Raw genomic sequence first — 21,040 nt, 5'->3', positions numbered from 1 at the left:
CACGATGAATCATCAGGGACCTGCTAATAACTTTTTATTATTATTGGTACTCTGCATCTTTGCTTGTGCAAAACATATCTATAATTAGGCAGGCTGTCTTTGCGTATTGGCCTGATAGCCATTTTTTACTGCAAAAAAATTGGATATTTTTCTTCCTGAAATGTTCAGTGACGGTGTAATTTGCCCTGTTTGTTTCAGCAAATAATGCCATGAAGTAGATGGTTTGTTAATTTTGTGTTTATTGGATTTCGAACCGCGTGGCGCAATTTTTACCGTTATTGAAACATTTTGCTAAGCCTTATTCTTCTTAAGGAGTAATTTCGCTATGTCTCAAATAAATGCCCGGTCGTCGAAGTGGCTTGGCTTATGGTGCGTTGTGCTGGGCTTACTTTTCCTGACAACCGGCCTGTTTTTTGTCATTGGTGGTGGAAAACTGCTTTCACTGGGTGGTAGCGCCTATTTCGTTATTGCCGGTATTTTTACCATTATTTCCGCTATTCAGTTTTTCCGCCGCAAATCGTCGGCCGTGCTGATTTTCACGCTGGTATTTGTTGGTTCAGCCATTTGGGCTGTGCAGGACGCCGGATTTGATTTCTGGCCGCTGGTTTCCCGTCTGATGACCCTGGCCGGTTTCCTGCTGGTGGCGTGGCTAACGCTGCCAGCACTTCGCAGGCATGAAGGTAAATCTTCTGCTGCCGTTCCTGCTTATGTGGTTTCATTTCTGGTGCTGGTGGGCATGGCGGCAACCCTGGTACTGACCTTCCAGCCACATCCGACCGTGCAGAATGGCCAGGCGTTGCCATTAGTGCCGGTGGCGAAAGATAAGCAGCAGAAAAACTGGGACAATTACGGCAACACGACAGGCGGTAGCCGTTTTGTCGCGTTGGATCAGGTAAACCGCGACAATGTGAAAGACCTTAAAGTCGCATGGACCTTCCATACCGGAGATACCCCACTCAGCCCCGATGGTAACGGTGCGGAAGATCAGCAAACGCCGTTGCAGGTGGGGAATACCATTTTTCTCTGTACGCCACATAACAACGTGATTGCCGTGGCGGCCGACACCGGTAAGCAGATCTGGAAAGCGGAGATCAACGCAAAATCCTCCGTCTGGATGCGCTGTCGTGGCCTGGCATACTTTGATGCAACCAGGCCACTGACCCAGCCGACGGCACCGGATTCCATCCCGCCTGCACCTGTCAGCCTGACGGCGGACGCTGCCTGCCAGCGTCGTATTCTGATGAACACCATTGATGCGCGCCTGATGGCTATTGATGCAGATACCGGCAAGCTGTGTGCTGATTTTGGCAATAACGGCACGGTCAATCTGCGTGAAGGTATGGGCGATGCCAAAGACCCAAGCTACGTGCTGACTTCCGCGCCTACGCTGGCCGGAAGTACGGTAGTGGTGGGTGGACGCGTGGCAGATAACGTCAGCACCGATATGCCGGGCGGCGTGATGCGTGGTTTTGATGTGATCACTGGTAAAATGCGCTGGGCATTCGATCCGGGCAAAGACGATCCCAATGTGCAGTTGCCAGCGGGTGAGCACTACACCCGCAGTACGCCTAACTCATGGGCTCCGATGTCCTATGATGCGGATATGAACACCGTGTTCATTCCGATGGGAAGCCCATCGGTTGATCTGTGGGGGGTAAACCGCACCAGGCTGGACCATAAATATGGCGCTGCCGTGCTGGCGCTTGATGCCACAACCGGTAAAGAGAAGTGGGTTTATCAGACCGTGCATAACGATCTGTGGGACTTTGATCTGCCGATGCAGCCGAGCCTGGTCAGTTTTCCGATGAAGGATGGCAGCAGCAAACCTGCCGTGGTAATTGGTACGAAATCTGGTCAGATCTATGTGCTGGATCGCCAGACCGGACAGCCGCTGACCACCGTGGAAGAACAGCCGGTTCCTCTGGCGAATATTCCAGATGAACCGTATTCCCATACCCAGCCGCGTTCTGTCGGAATGCCGCAGATTGGTAATGAAACGCTGAAAGAATCGGATATGTGGGGTGCCACACCATTCGATCAACTGGCTTGCCGTATCAGCTTTAAATCGTTGCGTTACACCGGTTTGTATACGCCACCGGGCACCGACAAGTCGCTCAGTTTTCCTGGCTCTCTGGGCGGCATGAACTGGGGCAGCATGTCCACCGATCCAAACCATAACTATCTGTTTGTCAACGACATGCGTCTGGGGCTTTGGCAGCAAATGGTGCCAGCAGCACCGGCGAAAAATGGTGCGGTCAGTCGCGGTGGCGAAGCAGTTAATACCGGCATGGGCGTGGTTCCGATGAAAGGCACTCCTTATGCGGTAAACAAAAACCGTTTTATGTCTCCGCTGGGCATTCCCTGCCAGAAACCGCCGTTTGGCACCATGTCTGCGATTGATCTGAAAACGCAGAAAGTTGTCTGGCAGGTGCCACTGGGAACGGTGCAGGACACCGGACCATTTGGCATTAAAATGCGCGTCAGGATGCCGATTGGTATGCCATCTCTGGGCGGTTCGCTGGCAACGCAGGGTGGGCTGGTATTCATTGCCGGTACGCAGGATTACTATCTGCGCGCTTTTGATACTGCCACCGGCAAAGAAGTATGGCAAGCCCGTCTGCCTGTGGGTAGTCAGGGAGGTCCAATCAGCTATATTTCACCGCAAAACGGTAAACAGTATATTCTGATTTCCGCTGGTGGTGCCCGTCAGTCTCCCGATCGCGGCGACTACGTGATAGCCTTTGCGCTGGATAAATAAGTTCACGTTGACATCAGCGTGAGATGAAAAAGGCCACGGTTTACCGGGGCCTTTTTACTTATCCCTGAACCATCAGCCGGGAAGGTGTGAGGCGGATTTTCACTTTCATCCCTGAACCATCAGCCGGGAAGGTATGAGGCGGATTTTCACTTTCATCCCTGAACCATCAGCCGGGAAGGTGTGAGGCGGATTTTCACTTTCATCCCGGAACCATCAGCCGGGAAGGTGTGAGGCGGATTTTCACTTTCATCCCTGAACCATCAGCCGGGAAGGCGTGAGGCGGATTTTCACTTTCATTCCTGAACCATCAGCCGGGAAGGCGTGAGGCGGATTTTCACTTTCATCCCTGAACCATCAGCCGGGAAGGCGTGGGGCGGATTTTCACTTTCATTCCTGAACCATCAGCCGGGAAGGCGTGGGGCGGATTTTCACTTTCATCCCTGAACCATCAGCCGGGAAGGTGTGAGGCGGATTTTCACTTTCATCCCTGAACCATCAGCCGGGAAGGTGTGAGGCGGATTTTCACTTTCATTCCTGAACCATCAGCCGGGAAGGCGTGAGGCGGATTTTCACTTTCATTCCTGAACCATCAGCCGGGAAGGCGTGGGGCGGATTTTCACTTTCATTCCTGAACCATCAGCCGGGAAGGCGTGGGGCGGATTTTCACTGTTGTCACAGGAGCTACTGGCCATCCTGCCAGAGTCTGACCAGCTCATCCGGGGCCAACTCCTCCGGGATCACTATCACAATGCGGTTAACCTGTTGCCGGGAATAGCTTATCTCCACACGGAAATAACGTCTGTCGCCGCTTCCAGGGCCATTCTGCTCGTCCTCTGGTTTTCCCAGTGCCAACGCCTGACGGAGCACGCTGCACACATGCTCACGTTGTGGGATGCTGAGTTGCGCCAACGCAAAGCGTCGTGGTCCTGCCAGTTTTGGTATATAAGCAAAACCGCCTTCGCGTACAACGTCGATAATTGCGTCGTTGTTCAGCTCAGGAAGCGGACTGTTCATAATACGCCAACCTGTTTCCAGGCACTTTCAATCGCCTGCCCGACAGACTGATTGAATCGCGTCTGACCGTGCTTAATGGTAAACCCGGCAAAGGTTTTAAAGTCCGCATCCTGCGGCAACGTTTTATCACATACCGTATCGTACCAGGCATAGCCAGCCTGCTCCCATGCATAGCCGCCCAGCGCTTTTGCGGCCAGATAAAACGCGCGGTTAGGGATACCGGAATTAAGATGTACGCCACCATTGTCATCGCGGGTTTGCACATAGCCTTTCATGTCTGCGGGTTGCGGATCTTTGCCGAGTAGGGGATCGTCATAAGCCGAACCCGGTTCAGACATGGAGCGCAGCCCTTTACCATTGATCCCTTTAGCCAGTAACCCTTCACCGATGATCCAGTCTGCCTGGTCAGCGGTCTGTTGATGGTGGAACTGCTTTACCAGGGAACCAAATACATCAGACAACGACTCATTCAACGCTCCGGCCTGACCGAAATAGATAAGCCCAGCTTCGGATTCAGTCACGCCGTGCCCCAGTTCATGGCCGATAACGTCCAGCGCGATGGTAAAGCGGTTAAATATTTCGCCATCGCCGTCACCAAACACCATCTGCTCACCGTTCCAGAAAGCGTTCTGATAATCTTTACCGTAGTGGACGGTGCCTTTCAGTTTCAGCCCCTAGTTATCCAGCGACTTCCGCTGCCATGCGCGCCAGAAAAAATTATAAGTAACACCAAGATAATCATAGGCTTCGCGGCTGGCCACATCATCATTGTCCGGCTGACCTTCGCGGCGAACCAGCGTGCCGGGCAGGGTCTGGGTGTTTTTCGCGTCATAGATTTCGCGTTGCACCTGGCCTGTCTGGGCTTTACTGGCACCGGCGGGTTTTAGCTGGTTTTCTGCCATCAGGGTCTGTACATGGGCTAAGGTGCTGCGGGCACAGCTTTGCTGTTGTGCAGAGCCGTTATCGATAATTTTGCGCAGGATCCAGGGAGGAATAACACTCTGTTTCATACCATGACTCTCTGACGTGAGGAAATGTGGCTAAAGTATAGTCAGAGTAACTCACTTATACACTGGATCTGAAATTTCATCCGGTACAGCGGCTGCCGGAAGGATAGGCACTGCGTTGAGCGTATGTACGGATGATCAGCTCGCGGGTTTTACTTTTGCTTTTTCGCTGGCGTAACCCTTATCACTTCACTTTCCACCCAGCCATCATCGAGTCTGGTTTTCAGCGTATCACCGGGGTGGATCTGTTCGGTTTTTTTGACAACCTTACCATCTGAAGCAGTGGTGACACTGAAACCACGTGCCAGTGTGGCCAGCGGGCTGACGCCTTCCAGCTGGGCGGCCAGCGCGGAAAAACGCTGTTTATCGGTATTCAGATGTTGCTGAAGTGCCTGCTGTAGCTGATACCGCAACTGTTGCATCTGCCGGTGTGCGCGGTGAATTTTGTTTTGCGGCTGAAAAGCCATCAAACGTTGTCCGGCACGTTCCTGCTGACGGCCCGCCTTACGCAACTGCAGCTGCATTGCATCCTGGAGACCACGCTGGAGTTTCATCATGGCCGTTTGCTGGCGAGCCAGTCGCAGTTGGGGATGTTGCTGCTGTAAGCGATGGTAAAGCCGGGTAAATGCACGGTTCTGTCCGGCAAGGTAATAATCTGCCGCCATTTCCAGCCGGGTTTGTTGCGAGAGCAGCTGACGCAGCAGCTCTGTCTGGTTACGACTGACCAGTTCCGCCGCGGCAGAGGGCGTTGGCGCCCGCAGATCGGCCACAAAATCACTGATGGTCACATCGGTCTCATGACCAACAGCACTGACAATGGGAATACGGCTGGCGAAAATAGCCCTCGCCACCCGTTCATCGTTGAAACACCACAGATCTTCCAGTGAACCGCCGCCGCGTCCAAGGATCAGTACATCACATTCATCACGCAGGTTAGCCAGTTTAATCGCACGCACAACGGCGTCGGGGGCATCCACCCCCTGTACCGGCGTCGGATAAATCACCACCGGCAGGGACGGATCCCGGCGCTGTAATACGCGTAATACATCATGCAACGCGGCACCGGTGGCGGAGGTAATCACCCCTACCTGGTGAGCTGGCTCAGGGAGAATCTGTTTGTGCGCCTGATCAAAGAGTCCCTCCACCAGCAGTTTCTGTTTCAGTTGTTCAAACTGCTGTTGCAGCGCACCTTCTCCGGCAGGCTGCATACTTTCGGCAATCAGCTGGTAGTCGCCGCGCGGTTCATAAAGGGTGATGGTGGCTCTGACCAGTATCTGCTGACCATTTTGTGGGCGAAATGTTACCCGGCGGTTACTGTTTCGAAACATCGCACAGCGAACCTGTGCGCCATCGTCCTTTAGCGTAAAGTACCAGTGGCCGGAAGAGGGCTGGGAAAAATTTGAGATTTCCGCGCTTAACCAGATTTGCCCCATTTCCATTTCCAGCAGCTTACGTACCGTGGCATTGAGACGGCTGACGGTGAAAATATTTGCGGACGGCAATGGCGACATGTGATTAAGATCAAATTTTAAATCAGAGGGTTAATTGGTCGATACTACATGGCTGGCAACAGGGATCAAGCATTTTCAGAAATAAAGCTGGAGGCAATCGGTTACGGCCTGTATAATGCCGCGGCAATATTTTATACGTTCTCATTCACCCTGAGGTTGAGATATTGCTATGCTAAGAATTGCTAAAGAAGCCCTGACATTTGACGACGTTTTGCTCGTTCCCGCTCATTCGACCGTTCTTCCGAATACTGCCGACCTCAGTACCCAGCTAACCAAAACCATCCGTTTGAATATTCCAATGCTCTCCGCCGCGATGGACACCGTTACCGAAGCGGGACTGGCTATTGCGCTGGCACAGGAAGGTGGCCTGGGCTTTATTCATAAAAATATGTCCATCGAACGTCAGGCTGAAGAAGTTCGCAAGGTGAAGAAACATGAAAGTGGTGTGGTGACCGATCCACAAACGGTACTCCCCACCACCTCGCTGAGCGAAGTTAAGCGGCTGACCGAACTCAACGGTTTCGCCGGTTATCCGGTGGTGAATGATGACAATGAGCTGGTCGGTATTATTACCGGTCGTGACGTGCGTTTTGTTACCGATATGAGCCTGCCCGTTTCCGCCGTGATGACGCCGAAAGAGCGTCTGGTCACCGTACAGGAAGGGGAAGCGCGTGAAGTGGTGCTGCATAAAATGCACGAAAAACGCGTTGAAAAAGCGCTGGTGGTGGATGGCAGCTTCCACCTTCTGGGCATGATCACCGTTAAAGACTTTCAGAAAGCCGAACGTAAGCCTAATGCCTGTAAAGACGAGCATGGTCGTCTGCGTGTTGGGGCGGCGGTTGGTGCCGGTGCGGGCAACGAAGAACGCGTTGATGCGCTGGTGGCAGCAGGCATTGACGTGTTGCTGATTGATTCCTCTCATGGTCACTCTGAAGGGGTGCTGCAACGTATCCGTGAAACCAGAGCAAAATATCCCGATCTGCAAATCGTTGGCGGAAACGTGGCCACGGCATCCGGTGCGCTGGCGCTGGCTGAAGCCGGCGTAAGCGCGGTGAAAGTGGGCATTGGCCCTGGTTCAATCTGTACGACCCGTATCGTGACAGGTGTTGGCGTGCCACAGATTACCGCAGTGGCTGATGCGGTCGAAGCACTGAAAGGCACCGGCATTCCGGTCATTGCTGACGGCGGTATCCGTTTTTCCGGTGATATCGCCAAAGCTATCGCCGCTGGTGCGTCTGCGGTGATGGTCGGTTCCATGCTGGCCGGTACGGAAGAGTCTCCCGGGGAAATCGAACTCTACCAGGGCCGCTCCTTCAAATCGTATCGTGGCATGGGTTCACTCGGCGCGATGTCAAAAGGGTCTTCAGACCGTTATTTTCAGACCGACAACGCAGCGGACAAACTGGTCCCGGAAGGAATTGAGGGCCGCGTTGCCTACAAAGGCCGCCTGAAAGAGATTGTCCATCAGCAGATGGGCGGCCTGCGCTCCTGTATGGGGCTGACGGGCTGTGCTACTATCGACGACCTGCGTACCAGAGCGGAGTTTGTCCGCATCAGCGGTGCCGGTATTTCGGAAAGCCATGTTCACGACGTGACCATCACCAAAGAGTCCCCGAATTACCGAATGGGCTCCTGATAATCCCTGTTTATGCGCCCGGCACCGCCGGGCGTTTTAATACTGAATCCTGAATTTGTTATTGCCCTGGAACAATCCAATGACGACGGAAAACATTCATAAACATCGCATACTTATCCTTGATTTCGGTTCGCAGTATACGCAACTGGTTGCGCGCCGCGTGCGCGAACTGGGCGTTTACTGTGAGCTGTGGGCCTGGGACGTGACTGAGGAGCAGATCCGCCAGTTCAATCCTAGCGGCATCATTTTGTCCGGTGGCCCGGAAAGCACCACCCAACACGACAGTCCCCGCGCGCCTGCCTGGGTATTTGAAGCCGGTGTGCCGGTGCTGGGCGTGTGCTACGGTATGCAAACAATGGCGCTACAGCTGGGCGGAAAAGTATCGGGTTCCAGCGAGCGTGAGTTTGGCTATGCTCAGGTTGAAGTTGGCGTCGAAAGCGCGCTGACCCGTGACATCGAAGATTCCCTCAGTGCCGCCGGTAAACCGCTGCTGGATGTGTGGATGAGCCACGGTGACAAAGTGACGGCTATCCCTGCTGGCTTTGTCACCGTGGCCAGCACGGAAACCTGCCCGTTCGCCATTATAGCAAACGAAGAAAAACGTCTGTATGGCGTGCAGTTCCACCCGGAAGTGACCCACACCCGCCAGGGACTGCGCCTGCTTGAACGTTTCGTGCGCGATATCTGCCAGTGTGAAGCGCTGTGGACGCCAGCAAAAATTATCGAAGATGCGGTTGAGCGCCTGCGTGAACAGGTGGGCAACGATAAAGTGATCCTCGGCCTGTCTGGTGGTGTGGATTCTTCCGTCACCGCGATGCTGCTGCACCGCGCTATTGGTGACCGTCTGACCTGCGTTTTTGTTGATAACGGCCTACTGCGTCTGAACGAAGCAGAGCAGGTGATGGATATGTTTGGCGATCACTTTGGACTGAACATTGTCCATGTCCCTGCGGAGGCACGGTTTCTTGATGCTCTGGCAGGTATTGACGACCCGGAAGCCAAACGTAAAACCATCGGTCGCGTGTTTGTTGAGGTCTTTGATGAGCAGGCAACCCGCCTCACCGATGTTTCATGGCTGGCGCAAGGCACAATTTATCCTGATGTCATAGAATCCGCGGCGTCCGCTACTGGTAAAGCACATGTGATCAAATCGCATCACAACGTAGGCGGCTTGCCGAAAGAGATGAAACTGGGCCTGGTAGAGCCATTGAAAGAACTCTTCAAAGACGAAGTGCGTAAAATCGGTCTGGAACTCGGACTGCCTTATGACATGTTGTTCCGTCACCCCTTCCCTGGTCCGGGACTTGGTGTGCGCGTGCTTGGCGAGGTGAAAAAAGAGTATTGTGACCTGTTGCGCCGGGCTGATGCCATCTTTATTGAGGAACTGCGTAAAGCGGAGCTGTATGACAAAGTCAGCCAGGCTTTCACCGTATTCCTTCCGGTGCGTTCGGTTGGGGTAATGGGCGATGGTCGTAAATACGACTGGGTGGTGTCACTGCGTGCGGTGGAAACCATCGACTTTATGACCGCGCACTGGGCGCATTTGCCTTATGAATTCCTGGGCCGCGTCTCTAACCGTATTATCAATGAAATCAACGGTATCTCTCGCGTGGTGTACGATATCAGCGGGAAGCCGCCAGCCACGATCGAGTGGGAATAGGTTGTTCCTGATCGTTTGTTTTGATTAAATAAAATAATGCCATTAATGATGTGTTTGCGTTATTAATGGCATTTTTCATGGTGGATGAAAGCATTATCTGGCAAGGTATTCTCATGCCATGATGAAAGTTCTTTTTCACATGGTATTGAGTCAAAGCCACATATCCCTTAGGCATAGCCATTTTCTGAATATGCCATGATGAGCACGCGTTGGTAGAGCATCACCTTGAGTCCCATTGGCGTTTCAGAGAAATTAGTCTGTCATCACAATTCAGTTTGCCATCGGCGTCCGCAATTTGTTGTAATATTTTTTCCATCCCATAAGGCCAGGCCAACGTGTTATCAGGCAGAACCGTATAGAGTAGCGCCAGCGCCTTTTCAGGATACCGGTCTATGATATTGTCTTCGGACGTATGGGGTGATGGTAACATTAGATGGTCTCGCTCGATTCTGCTTAGGAGTGGTAAAACCAATGCTGCGATGGTGGGAAATTGCTCTCCGCTGGAGAAAGCCAACTCGCAAAGACGAGCTGATGTGTTGGGCGATCTGGCTGATAGTTGGCGAGGCCAAATTCTAAGCAGATCGGAAAGCTGTTTTTTCCATCGGCTATGTGAATTTTCGTCTTTCTCTCCAGACCATCGTTGAGCTTGCCATAGGATCCGTGATCGAAATTCATCATCGACTTTTAAAAGCAAGCTGCGCATCTCGTCATTGGAAATGCAACGTTCACCTGTGACATCGTTTACAGTTCCCCACCCAGCCAGGATCATACTCGCAATGATTTCACTATATGAGCGACTCGGTAGAAGAGGGGTCACGGCAAACTCCAGCATGTCGTTCTTGAGCTGCATGTAGAGTTTTTTATTTGGAATTTTTGCCCCCCACAAGAATCCAGACCATGCGGAATCGCGATCATCTACATCGTTGCCCTGAAGAACCGGCAACAAGTGTCGAACTGTCCAGTTTGGATCAATAGTAAAGAACCAATTGAGATTATAAAACAATATTACAAGTGTGTGTCTCCGCAGGTCGTTTGGGAGTGCCAACAGAGCTTCAACATTAGCAAGCCATTCTGACCTGCCCCCAGTATTAGATACAGCCGTCAGTTAGTAATGTCGGTTTGCTTACCTTCTAATTTTCCATTTCTCCAGCTTGCTGCAAATTCAGACGGCGTGTGGTACTGAAAACGAGGAAATGAACCGCGCTACTGCGATGGTGAAAGTCTGAGACGTCCGCATGAACTGGTTAGCAAAAAATCACAGGGAGAACTGCCGCTTATCCGCTGGAAGGCGGACAGGTACCGCAGGAAATAAACGCCTTGCCGACCTGTGCCAGCGTCTCAAATTTGCGTGCCTGTGTTGTAGGTAATCATTAAGATTGCTACTCTTTTTCAAAGCCAACAATCGGGCTATTAAGGGCAGTGGCTGAAGTACATGTTCACTGTCTGCAATTCAAAAAAGTAATGGAGTACTTTTTGTGACGAACGCAGTTTTTCCTCAGACAATATTTAGCACACAGCCACGGTTCAACGATTACGACGCAAATGACATGCGATATGGCGATATCTCTGAGACCAGGCTGAAAGGGGAATTCGGTCTGACAAATATTTCAAATGTGGTTGACCCCTAAACCCTGACCCAGCTGACTCCTTTTGATAATCCGCAATCCCGTTTTGCGGAAGTTTATGGCGGCACTCATCGCGGCGGGAAAATCAGTATTCAGAAATGTGCACAGTTATTATTTGAGGAAATGCAGGTAACCTCTTTGCCTTACGCCTTTATCGGACCGCACAAAAATTTAATTAATCAGATGCTGAGACATTTTCAATCGGCAGGAGGTGTGCCTTTCGAGGATGCACAGCTAAATGCAGCCTATCGTCAAAAAATAAATTCTAATTACGCATTTGAAAAAACCATATCCATTATGCAGAAAACTATTAGCAAATTTATTGATTTTGAAAGCAAAGGGTTTCCTCAAGGGAAACTTATTGATTTAAAATCAGCAATAAGTTTTTCTGTTCTGCCAAAATTCGACTCTCTGATTCTGGATAAAATAAACGGAATGGGCATCACTGTTCATGATGTTGATGCGACTAAAATCGATATATTGAAGCTGGATGTTGATGACATAGGGTGGAAGGCCAGTATCAGATTTACAGGACAGGATCACTTTGGCCTGGATGCAGAGGATATACGAAAACAGAAATTTAATCAGTTTCAGTTTTTTAGAATTTGGTTCGTCCTGCAACGTTATAATAAATTTGTTTTTAGGCCATTCCTTACCAATATGGATGCTGTTATTGATATAGAAGGTGTTTGATGAAACGAGTGACCTCAATTGCAGTTTTTATTTTAGTGGTGACTGGCTTTTATTTTTTCATCAATGACAAGCGAACAGTCAAAGTTATTGATGCACATTATGATGGAAGTACTGCACAGGTCATAGTTGACAGATTACCGTTTACTGAATCTGACAAAATTAACTGGTGGCAGAGTAACCAGGGTGAAATACGCAAGAAGTATCATATCCCTACCGGGGGCTCAGGCCCATTCCTGATATTTATATATGGTTTTGGTAAAGGTTATCAGGAGGAAGGCAAGAAAGACAGAGCATGTTTTGAAGACATTCCTTCACCAAAAAATTGTATCGATAAAGATATCCTTATGACGATTTGGCGTACTCGAGACGGCGGCGTTAAGTATGACTTTTAATTAAGGCTGGGGCAAAAAATCCTTGCCTGCGTGCGCACTTCAACTTTCAGACAGTTGAGATTCCTCGCTCCTGTTAATTCACCCTCGTTATAAATTCACAGCGAGGGCCACACCATGGGCGCATAAGTACTGTTTCTTGTCGGTTAACAACCTCACTATGTGAACTGATACATCCTGGCATACCGCTGTCCGGTAGACGATGCTGCCATTCCGTGGCCATCGTCGGCCGCTTTGGATATCAGCGTGGTCGACACGTCGGCATCGTACATTTTAAGCTGTGTGCACCGTATACCCAGGCCAGTCCGCCGTTAATCAAATTTTTATCACATCGCTCATGCTATGTAGAAAAACCAATAATCTTGCCCGTTAAAGAACAATAGCAGGTAATTTAAAACGGTGGCTTCAGTATTATATTTCTTATTTCATTAAGTTCTTCCAGCGTATAGGTCTTACCTGTATCAGGATTTTCCACGTGAGTCATGCGAAAAGTATAATTGGAATTCATTACTTTTTTCTGTCGCTGAAGATAAAGAGTGTCATTTTCTGTTAAGTTGAGATTGCCTTTAGTGGTGTTACATGTTTTACATACCGCGATGAGATTTTTTAAATCATTATTTCTTTTTATCCGTTCTTTATCAATGAATTGACCTTTATGTATTTTCTTTGAAGGCTTAATGTGATCGATGTCAAAACTTGACGCCTCATAAACACCATAGCAATAAATACAAGGTTTACCCTTAAATATCTGTGTGCTTCTGACCGTCATCTGACATTCCAGTAGCAGCATTTTGATCGGATCTTCATCAGAATTATCAGCACCCGTATCAATGCCTGTGGGTTTTTTATAGCTCACCAAATCCGTTTTCTCACGGCTATAGAACTCAGACTCCAGTTGTCTGAAATGATAATAATATTTAAGTAAGGGCGCGTCACTGAAATTTATTCTGTTGTTATTGATTATATATTTTTCGAATCCCAGCAGTTCCTGATGTAAGAGAAGTGAATTTATACTTTTGTTATTCTGAGGCTTATCAGTTACAACATTTTCTGGTTTGGCGTTTTCCTCAGGAGCTATATCTGACTTTATCTTTTTATACTCAGTATCGTAAGCGGTATTTTGTATTAAGTCTTCATCCCTTGCCCTTTTAGTAACCACTTCTTCTTTTTCTGGGAAGTGTTCCAGAATAAGCGAATTAATATCAAACCCATCCAGTGTGGGATTTAAATTATAACGGGGTTTAAAAGGTTTTCTCTTCTCCGGGTCGGTTTTTTTTATATAATCTATAAAATTAACGCTTACTCCTTCAAGCTGCCTGTCTGTAAGAATATAAGATTTAATTTTGGTATTGCAGCTGAATATCTCTTCTAACATGCTAAGGATGTTTCTTATTTTGAAATACAGACTTTTCTGCCTGAGATGATTAGCATAATTCATTGATACCTGCAACGCCCCTGTGATATTCATGGTGTTGCTTTTAGTGCTATTACACTGCTGACAACAAAGAAGCAAATTGGCAAAATCATTATAGGATTTTTTTTCTATTTCACTGAATGGTTTTTTTTTGTTTTTTTTGGATTCACTTATTGCTGTAAGGTTTACAGAATGAGACACCAAATTATTTTTAATAATATCTGTCATGGATGAATCATTGACATTTTTTTCCACGTTGTTCATGGCTTGTCTGTAGGCCTGATATCGCAGATATACTTTGTAAGGGATTACATGATCGGCACGACAGGATTCCAGTGTGACGTGATTAAGGCAATATGGGCAAATAACCATGCTGACCTCTGCTTTAACTGTCATATCTGGCAATTTTTTTAGCTGATAAGCACGCATGCTTGATGAAAAACCATAAGGTCTGAACGTTTTTTTTAAATCTTCAAGTTCTTCTATGTTTTCTGAAAGAAAGCATGTGCTGCGGTAGTATTCAATACTGGGTGATGACATTGAGATCAGTTTTATGGTCAGATCTTTCTCAATTTCTTTTTTACTTGTGACGCCATTCTTGGGCATATAAATTACCATAGTAATTATATTGAACAGAAAACCGCCGGCGTAAACCAACGGTCCCGGTTTTCATTTAAAAATGAATCAGTCAAAACTTTTTGCGAGAATTTTTGGCGCGATACTGAGCATCCTGTTTGCATCGTATCTGGCATCAATTCCAACTGCAATGATAAATTCCCCTTGAGCCACGCTGGTTTCGTACTGCAGGGCAACCTTCATTTTCGATGTTTTCAATAATGAAGATTCTTTTAAAGTTCCCGGATTACTAAAGTATTGCCATGTCCCGCCCTGCTCAGACTGATATTCAAATCTCAGACTACGCATATCCCCCTGGCTGTTCGCCACATTCATCCTCAGACTGTAAATTGGATAATCAGGAGCGGGGAGGTGAAGATAATTGTTATCTATGAAGGTGTGACGTTCTTCTCTCAGTAGCGGTTCGAGGTTTTTATTATCACCTCTTTTATGACTCACTGCTTCTCTGCCAGATTCATTCTGGCAGAATACTGTCATTCGCAATGCACACTTTTTGTTATCACCACTTCCTTCAATCCCTTCAAGAAAGAAAACCAGACCGGTCATCTGCCCTTTAATAACCAGGGGGGTTTTGTCTACCCAAAATATCAGGCATTCTTCCTGCAGGTTATTATTTGAATATTTTTTCTCTTTTCTGGCGAATACAGGGAGTTTATTATAAGCCCTAATTTGCCACTTCTGGTCAGATTGAGCATTGCTTTCCCGTAAGAGCAGTGTGCAACCGATTGTCGATTTCCCTCCATCCGAGAAGCACCCAAGGGCTTTTCTGACCGATGCCGATGTCGCGGGCTGGAGCTCCCCTGTTGTGGTGGTGCTCCACTTCTGGATAAGATCCGATCTGGAAACGCTGGCTGTAATTCTGCCCGATATGTCGTCTGCCGAAAGCAAAAGGGGCTGTAACTGGTCATTGTTACGGACCTTCATGGCAGAAACTAACCGACCAGAGCTTTCATGTAACCAGAATTGGTGTCTGCCTCGCATATTAGGTTGGGCAATGACTTCAGTAATGTCTGTCGCATTTATCTCGTCCAGGGTCTCAACGTTTGCCACAGACAGTACCGCATTGCCTTTCTGAGTAAAAATCTGTACCCACTGATCGTGACAGACGTCATCAAGCGCTTTTTCTACGTCGAATGGCACTTCGGCAAGATACCAGAGGTGGCTTTCCCGGCCCGCCATCTTCCTCTTTTTCAGGCAGAGAGCGCTTGTCGACACCGCTTCCAGCACATAATCTTTCCCGAGAGCCTGGCAGGTCAGTTCCCCTGAGCCAGGATAATTCCAGATCTGAGATGCATCGTTACTCAACTGGCACAATTTTACCGGGTAGGTGTCCAGCAAAGCAGTTTTTTCTTCTGCCGGTAAATCAGCGGTGAGGGCAAAGCTGATGTGATTGATCTCTCCATGTGCCGACTTCCTGCCGGTTGCCCGAAGGACGATTTGTCCGCTTTCAGTCATTCGCCAGAGTTGTGAAGAAAGCGTATCAGGCTCCACCAGTACCGCCTCCACTTCCTCGCTGGGCGGGGTGGTTTTGGTTGCCACCGCGGCATTGTAGGCATGACTTTGTATACTGAAATACACGTCCCGCGCTGTGCGGCCTATCCGTTCCCCGTACTCACCGTAAAACAGAAAGAAGGCTTTATGAATATACAGGAGGTCGCGTTTTGTCCGGTCTTCCGCCATTTTACTCAGTACACGCCAGCATAATTGCCGTAGCGCCACAGGCAGGAAATTTATGCTGGGAACCAGGTTTTCGCGCTGCACACATGCCCAGCGCCGGTAATCATAAAGCGACTCGGCCCAGGCCGCAGCATCCTGCACGACGGTGCCTTCCCCACCTATCGCATTGAAGGTCATGGACTGCATTTCACTGGAGGACCTTGATTTGGTCGACGCCTGTTTACTGTTTTCATAACCGCCGCTGATTTCTGCCTCTGCGTATAATGTGCTGAGGCTGGCTTTCACACTTACCCCAAAGCGGTCAGTGAAGTCCGAACTTTTCTCACTACCCTCAAAAGTCTTTTTCTCGGTGGCGAACAGGCGGCCACCAATAAGCGTTTGTAGCGGGACAAAATGGCCAAAATCATCAAGAACATCTTTCAGCTTACGGAAACTGTCATCCCAGCGGGTACGGGACTGCTGTTCGGTCTCCGATTGATTACTGCTATTCAGATCCGTTTCCTTAAGCCCGGCAACCGCTTGTGAACAGGCCTTAAAAAATGCCTGACTCGCGCAGCTCTGCGTCTTATCAAACGATAACTCTATCTTAGGCAAATAAAAGTTAGCCGTGGTGAAAACGGTTTTTCCAATAAAGCCGCTGCTCTCTTCCTGTCGACCATATTTGGAAAACGACGCACCCAGCGAGACGCTGTTACGGAGTCCACCGGCTGCCAGGCCCAACGCGAAACTCAGATTTGTGACGCCATTCTTCTGAGTTTGGTACACCGACTCTGAGGATGTGTAATAGTTTTCGAAATAGCCGGAAAAGTTTGGTTTTCGGTAAAATAGCGTAGCGGGGTGCAGCGATTGTTGTGCAGCACCTGCATGATCACTACCGGCATCCGGCCGCATCAGTACATCCCGAAAACCAGCCTCAACAGGGTTACTCATCGTATTATCAATGACAACGCCCCGATAAAACCCAACCCGATCAAGCAGATCTTCACGCTGGGCAATACCGAGGTCAAAAAAGTCCGGTTCATCCTTGAATCTGGCTTTATGGGATTTTAGCAAGTCAACGACTTCACGCGGTGCAAAACCGTGATTTTCATCTGCCAGCGCGCTGAGTTTTTCGAAGAGTGGTACAGCCAGATCGGGAGCTTCAACTTTCACCGCTTTCAGGAGCTTCGTACGATGATCGGACAGCTCAGCCCGCTGCCGCTTTTTTTGCCGTTGTGTATCTGCTTCTGCTTGCTCAAGTGCCATCAGCTCCTGATCGTGCATTACCTTATCAACACGACTGCTTACGTCAGCGCTATTGGCCAGATTTTCAGGATAGTCATCCAACGGATCGGTATGGTTATCAGACACAAATACTCCTCAGAAATTATAAGACTCATCAAAATGTTCTGGGTTGAACCGGCTGCAATGCTTTTTCTTCCCCTGTGACTGAAGGTTCTGGCAAAAGCATTGCCGTTTTACCCGGACATAACAGTAATAGCCTGACCTGTCATGACGTTGCGTTATCAGAATCCGATATTCACCCGGATCATGACCATTTGTGCACGCGAGCGCTGTGCATCAAGGCCCAGTGTTCCCTGCCAGGTGATACCCGGAGTGATGTTGTATGGCAGCAGAAAATCAAAGCCGGTGCCGACCGTCATCGTCTGCCGACTCGTCTCCGTCAGCGGTACGCGCCAGGTATCGTTTGCAGTATCAGCATAACCGACACGTGCCGTACCGCTGGCGCTGAGTGTCTGTGCGTATTCAATACGTCCCTGCAAGCGTAGCACGCCCCAGCGGGCTGGTGCAGTGCGTTCGCCACGCAATCCGGCAGCCGTAACGACCTGTGCCACCGTCTGTGAGGCATAGGAAAGGCTGTAAGCACCCGCGCCCGACTCGCTGAAGCCGTCTAACCATGTGCGGGTGTACTGCAGACGGGCGTAGGGTGAAATCAGGCTATCCGGCGTTCGGAATTCATAACCCGAGGTAAGCGACGTAAAAGCCTGACGGCCTGAGCGGGAACCGCGCGCTACGGCCTCTGTTCCTGTAACTGCACGCCGACTGTCAAAGTCCAGTCTACCGTGGCCCAGCAGGCCATCCACGAAGTATGGCCCCGGGTGGTAGCTACCGTAAAAGGCAGCGCTGAACGCACGACCGTTCGTCCGTGTACCGCTGTCGCCAATATCGCTGACGTCCCTGCCAAAGCCTATCCCCATGCCCCCGGTAAACGTCCCGGTAAAGCGGTAATCGGCGCCCGTGGTCACGCCCACGGTGGTGTGGCTGAAGCGCACCCCATCTGCGTTGTCGCCGCCGAAGTCAACATAGCCTCCGGTCCAGTATGACAGGCGCTGTGCCTGCTTCTGGGCAGTGAAAGGCAATGAGGGAACGCCTGGCCGGGACTGTAGGTCGTTCAGAGCGGATGTCTGCTTCTGCCATGCCGTGGTCCACATTTTCTGGTCGGCATCGCGTTCCGGCCCGGAAGAGGGCATGGAAAAGTGGACACCGGCCAGCTCAGAAGGCAGGTCGACCCCGCGGTGCAGCTGCTCAAGGCGGTCACTGTAGTTACGCAACTGCGCACGGGCAAAATTTTGCGCGGCCTGGTACTGCGCGCTCACCATGCCAATGACGTCAGCATCTTTTGCAGGGTCGGGGCGCGCGGTGATGGTCAGGGTTACCCGCGCTGGCGACGTTGACCCGGCAGCGCTGGTCAGGACATAGCGGAGTGTGACGGTTCCGCTGGCCTGAGCGGCTGCGGTGAATAGCAGCTGATAGCCAGTGTCGGAAGCACTTACTGACGCCTTACCCAGGCTACTCTCCGGCTGGTCCTGCAGCTGGGCGCCAGTAAACGGACCGCCGGTCGCCCCGCTGGTCAGGTTCACCGTCACCGACAGGCCAGCAGAAACCGTGGCGGCGTGGTCAGTAGCGGACGGCGCCGCAGCGGCTATCACCAGCGTGTATCCCACCTGCAATGAACGGCCTGTTGCATCGGTCACCAGCACGCTGAACGCGCTGGTCCCGGTGACCACCGGGGTCCCCGAAAGCTGACCGTCAGTAAAACTCAGGCCGACTGGCAGGGCCCCACTCAGCTGCCAGCGATAAGGGGCGGTACCGCCCGTGACGCTGAGTGACTGAGTGTACACCTGTCCGATCTTACCCTGCGCAAGCGATCCGCCTGAGGGCTGGAGCTGCAGGACGGTCTGCGGAGCGGCACTGACGGCCAGTAAGTAGCTGGCCGTGCCGCTGTCGCCCAGGCTGTCGGAGGCGGTGACCTGGAAGCTGTAACTGCCCGCAGCGGATGGCGTGCCCGTCAGTACACCCGTTGCCGGGTTCAGCGTGATCCCGTCCGGCAGGGCGGTGGCACTGAAAGTATAGGGCGCGCTGCCGCCCGAAGCCGTCAGGGTCTGGCTCCAGCTGCTGCCCGCCGTCGCCGCGGGCAGGGCGCCACTGCCGGGTGACAGCGTAAGTAGCACCGGCGTCACGGTGAGCGACACGCGGGCGCTGGCGGAGGTCCCGTTGCCGTTACTGGCGGTATAGGTAAAGCTGTCGCTGCCTGAATAACCGGCTACCGGGGTGTAGGAAACAGCCACCCCCGAGGTAACCACGCTGCCGTGAGTGGGCGAAGTCACGATGGTGACCGACGTAGCTACTCCACCGGAAAGGCTGAGTGCGATGGTATTGCTGCTGCTGTTTTCGGCCACGGTAGCCACACTGTCGCTGGCCACCGGCGAGGCGGCAGTGACGTTAAGTGTATAGCTGACGCTGCCGGTGGCACCGTTCGCGTCGGTGACGGTGACCTGGAAACTGTAGCTGCCGGCATCTGAAGGGACGCCGGACAACGTGCCCGCTGACGCGTTGAGCGTAATGCCGGTGGGTAGCGAGGTACCGGACCAGGCGTAAGGCGAGGTGCCACCGGAGGCCGTCAGGTTTTGTGACCAGGCGCTCCCTACGGTGGCAGCCGGCAGTGCGCCTGCTGTCGGCGTAATTGCCAGGATGGGGGGACTCACGGTCAGTGACACAGTGGCATCGGCAGACGTGCCTCCGCTGTTAGACGCATGCCAGGTAAAGCTGTCGCTACCGGAGTAGCCGGCTACTGGCGTATAGGTCACCGTGGTCCCGCTTACCACGGCGCTGCCGTGGCCCGGTGAGGTGACGACGACTACTGCGGTCGGCGTTCCTCCGCTCAGGGAGAGTGAAATGACATTGTCCGTACTGTTGGCGGCTACGGTGTCAGCGCTGTCTGACGAAACCGGTGGGGCTTGCGCGCGGGTTACACTAAGCGCGTACGCGCGGGTGGTACCGTCCTGGGCAGTGACGACGACGGAAATGCTGGTCGTGCTGCCGGACGCCAGGCTGACAGACTGAGACGCCGAGCCGGATGCGACCGCGGTGCCGTCAACGGTGACGGTAGCATGGCTCTCGGTGACAACGGGCGTGACCGTTACCGATGATATGCTGCTGGCGACTGAGGCGCTGTAACTGCTGGTTGTCGCAGTGAAAGACGGTGAAAGCGTACCTGACGAAAGCGACAGGGCCGAAAGCGTGGCATCGGCGGAGGCAGAAGATGCGCTGGTGCAGCTGAACACCAGGTTGCTGATTTGACCGTTCGACGTCGAGGCTCGCAGTGCCACGCCGTTTGCCTCCAGACTGCCTGCCGGTACGGTGATGGTCACCGTCTGAGACGTATTACTGGTGGCATTGGCGGCGTTATAAGTCTGAAAACTGCTGAGGTTATAACGGGCAATACTGATGCTGTCGGCGCTGGTTACGTCTCCACCATATGCCGCACCGCTGTCGGTAAAACTCAGGGTCAGTGCGTCGCCGGTGGCAAAGTCGGATGCCGGATACCGGTTTGCGCTAAAGGAAAGGGTGGAAGAACCCGACAGGGCGTTTACTGCGGCACAGCCGCTGGACAGAGCAAATGCCGCCGGCACGCAGCAGAATATTGCAAAGACAGTTGTCAGACCGACAGTTATCCGCCCAAAAAAATTGGTACAGCCCATAGTTCACCCGGAAGCATTTTGTTAGATTATATTTTAGG

10 protein-coding genes and 2 pseudogenes are annotated in these 21,040 nt (G+C 51.3%); 5 read left to right on the top strand and 7 right to left on the bottom strand.

All coding sequences use genetic code 11. From position 1 onward, the window contains the following. Nucleotides 1-325 precede the first annotated feature (325 nt). Nucleotides 326-2,758 carry a glucose/quinate/shikimate family membrane-bound PQQ-dependent dehydrogenase gene (locus EB241_RS01980; RefSeq protein ID WP_124231536.1) on the top strand — a complete coding sequence of 811 codons (2,433 nt, stop codon included), beginning with the start codon at nucleotides 326-328 and terminating at the stop codon, nucleotides 2,756-2,758. A gap of 681 nt (nucleotides 2,759-3,439) precedes the next feature. On the opposite strand, the gene EB241_RS01975 is transcribed toward EB241_RS01980, so the two are convergent. The 3 genes and pseudogenes from EB241_RS01975 to xseA form a co-directional block, all read right to left on the bottom strand. Beyond that, the gene (locus EB241_RS01975) at nucleotides 3,440-3,772 is read right to left on the bottom strand and encodes a protealysin inhibitor emfourin (RefSeq protein WP_124231535.1); all 333 of its coding nucleotides are present in this window, start codon (nucleotides 3,770-3,772) and stop codon (nucleotides 3,440-3,442) included. Beyond that, nucleotides 3,769-4,782: pseudogene (locus EB241_RS01970) on the bottom strand (M4 family metallopeptidase). The gene EB241_RS01975 and the pseudogene EB241_RS01970 overlap by 4 nt, the downstream one beginning before the upstream one ends. Before the next feature lie 149 nt (nucleotides 4,783-4,931). After that, a complete protein-coding gene (xseA, locus tag EB241_RS01965; RefSeq protein WP_124231534.1) occupies nucleotides 4,932-6,290 on the bottom strand; it encodes an exodeoxyribonuclease VII large subunit in 1,359 nt (452 codons plus the stop codon). A gap of 169 nt (nucleotides 6,291-6,459) precedes the next feature. Here xseA and guaB point away from each other — a divergent pair, with 169 nt between their 5' ends. Together guaB and guaA are read left to right on the top strand one after the other, a co-directional pair. Then, on the top strand, nucleotides 6,460-7,926 hold the full coding sequence (gene guaB, locus EB241_RS01955) for an IMP dehydrogenase (protein WP_124231533.1): 1,467 nt from the start codon (nucleotides 6,460-6,462) through the stop codon (nucleotides 7,924-7,926). Between the two features lie 79 nt (nucleotides 7,927-8,005). Continuing rightward, nucleotides 8,006-9,586 carry a glutamine-hydrolyzing GMP synthase gene (guaA, locus tag EB241_RS01950; RefSeq protein ID WP_124231532.1) on the top strand — a complete coding sequence of 527 codons (1,581 nt, stop codon included), beginning with the start codon at nucleotides 8,006-8,008 and terminating at the stop codon, nucleotides 9,584-9,586. Nucleotides 9,587-9,806: 220 nt separating this feature from the next. On the opposite strand, the gene EB241_RS01945 is transcribed toward guaA, so the two are convergent. Beyond that, nucleotides 9,807-10,532, bottom strand: coding sequence for a hypothetical protein (locus EB241_RS01945; RefSeq protein WP_124231531.1), 726 nt, complete (start codon nucleotides 10,530-10,532; stop codon nucleotides 9,807-9,809). Nucleotides 10,533-11,061: 529 nt separating this feature from the next. Here EB241_RS01945 and EB241_RS01940 point away from each other — a divergent pair. Together EB241_RS01940 and EB241_RS01935 are read left to right on the top strand one after the other, a co-directional pair. Next, nucleotides 11,062-11,904, top strand: a pseudogene (locus EB241_RS01940) (DUF3289 family protein). Next, nucleotides 11,904-12,296: a DUF943 family protein gene (locus EB241_RS01935; RefSeq protein WP_124231530.1), complete on the top strand. Its 393-nt coding sequence runs from the start codon at nucleotides 11,904-11,906 to the stop codon at nucleotides 12,294-12,296. The pseudogene EB241_RS01940 and the gene EB241_RS01935 overlap by 1 nt, the downstream one beginning before the upstream one ends. A 388-nt stretch (nucleotides 12,297-12,684) precedes the next feature. On the opposite strand, the gene EB241_RS01930 is transcribed toward EB241_RS01935, so the two are convergent. The 3 genes from EB241_RS01930 to EB241_RS01920 form a co-directional block, all read right to left on the bottom strand. Continuing rightward, nucleotides 12,685-14,313 carry an HNH endonuclease signature motif containing protein gene (locus tag EB241_RS01930; RefSeq protein ID WP_158612365.1) on the bottom strand — a complete coding sequence of 543 codons (1,629 nt, stop codon included), beginning with the start codon at nucleotides 14,311-14,313 and terminating at the stop codon, nucleotides 12,685-12,687. Between the two features lie 78 nt (nucleotides 14,314-14,391). Continuing rightward, a complete protein-coding gene (locus EB241_RS01925; protein WP_124231528.1) occupies nucleotides 14,392-17,370 on the bottom strand; it encodes an MAC/perforin domain-containing protein in 2,979 nt (992 codons plus the stop codon). Between the two features lie 155 nt (nucleotides 17,371-17,525). Next, nucleotides 17,526-21,002, bottom strand: a complete 3,477-nt coding sequence (locus tag EB241_RS01920) for an autotransporter domain-containing protein (protein WP_124231527.1) — start codon at nucleotides 21,000-21,002, stop codon at nucleotides 17,526-17,528. Nucleotides 21,003-21,040 lie beyond the last annotated feature (38 nt).

The sequence above is a fragment of the Erwinia psidii genome, assembly GCF_003846135.1.
Lineage (GTDB): Bacteria > Pseudomonadota > Gammaproteobacteria > Enterobacterales > Enterobacteriaceae > Erwinia > Erwinia psidii.
Note: the sequence above shows the minus strand (reverse complement) of the source record. Positions and strands in the feature narration are given on the sequence as shown.

Excerpts from the sequence above, each read along its gene's own strand:
- EB241_RS01980 (WP_124231536.1), top strand. The coding sequence starts at position 326 with ATGTCTCAAATAAATGCCCGGTCGTCGAAGTGGCTTGGCTTATGGTGC.
- guaA (WP_124231532.1), top strand. The coding sequence starts at position 8,006 with ATGACGACGGAAAACATTCATAAACATCGCATACTTATCCTTGATTTC.
- xseA (WP_124231534.1), bottom strand. The coding sequence starts at position 6,290 with ATGTCGCCATTGCCGTCCGCAAATATTTTCACCGTCAGCCGTCTCAAT.
- guaB (WP_124231533.1), top strand. The coding sequence starts at position 6,460 with ATGCTAAGAATTGCTAAAGAAGCCCTGACATTTGACGACGTTTTGCTC.
- EB241_RS01920 (WP_124231527.1), bottom strand. The coding sequence starts at position 21,002 with ATGGGCTGTACCAATTTTTTTGGGCGGATAACTGTCGGTCTGACAACT.
- EB241_RS01975 (WP_124231535.1), bottom strand. The coding sequence starts at position 3,772 with ATGAACAGTCCGCTTCCTGAGCTGAACAACGACGCAATTATCGACGTT.
- EB241_RS01935 (WP_124231530.1), top strand. The coding sequence starts at position 11,904 with ATGAAACGAGTGACCTCAATTGCAGTTTTTATTTTAGTGGTGACTGGC.
- EB241_RS01930 (WP_158612365.1), bottom strand. The coding sequence starts at position 14,313 with ATGCCCAAGAATGGCGTCACAAGTAAAAAAGAAATTGAGAAAGATCTG.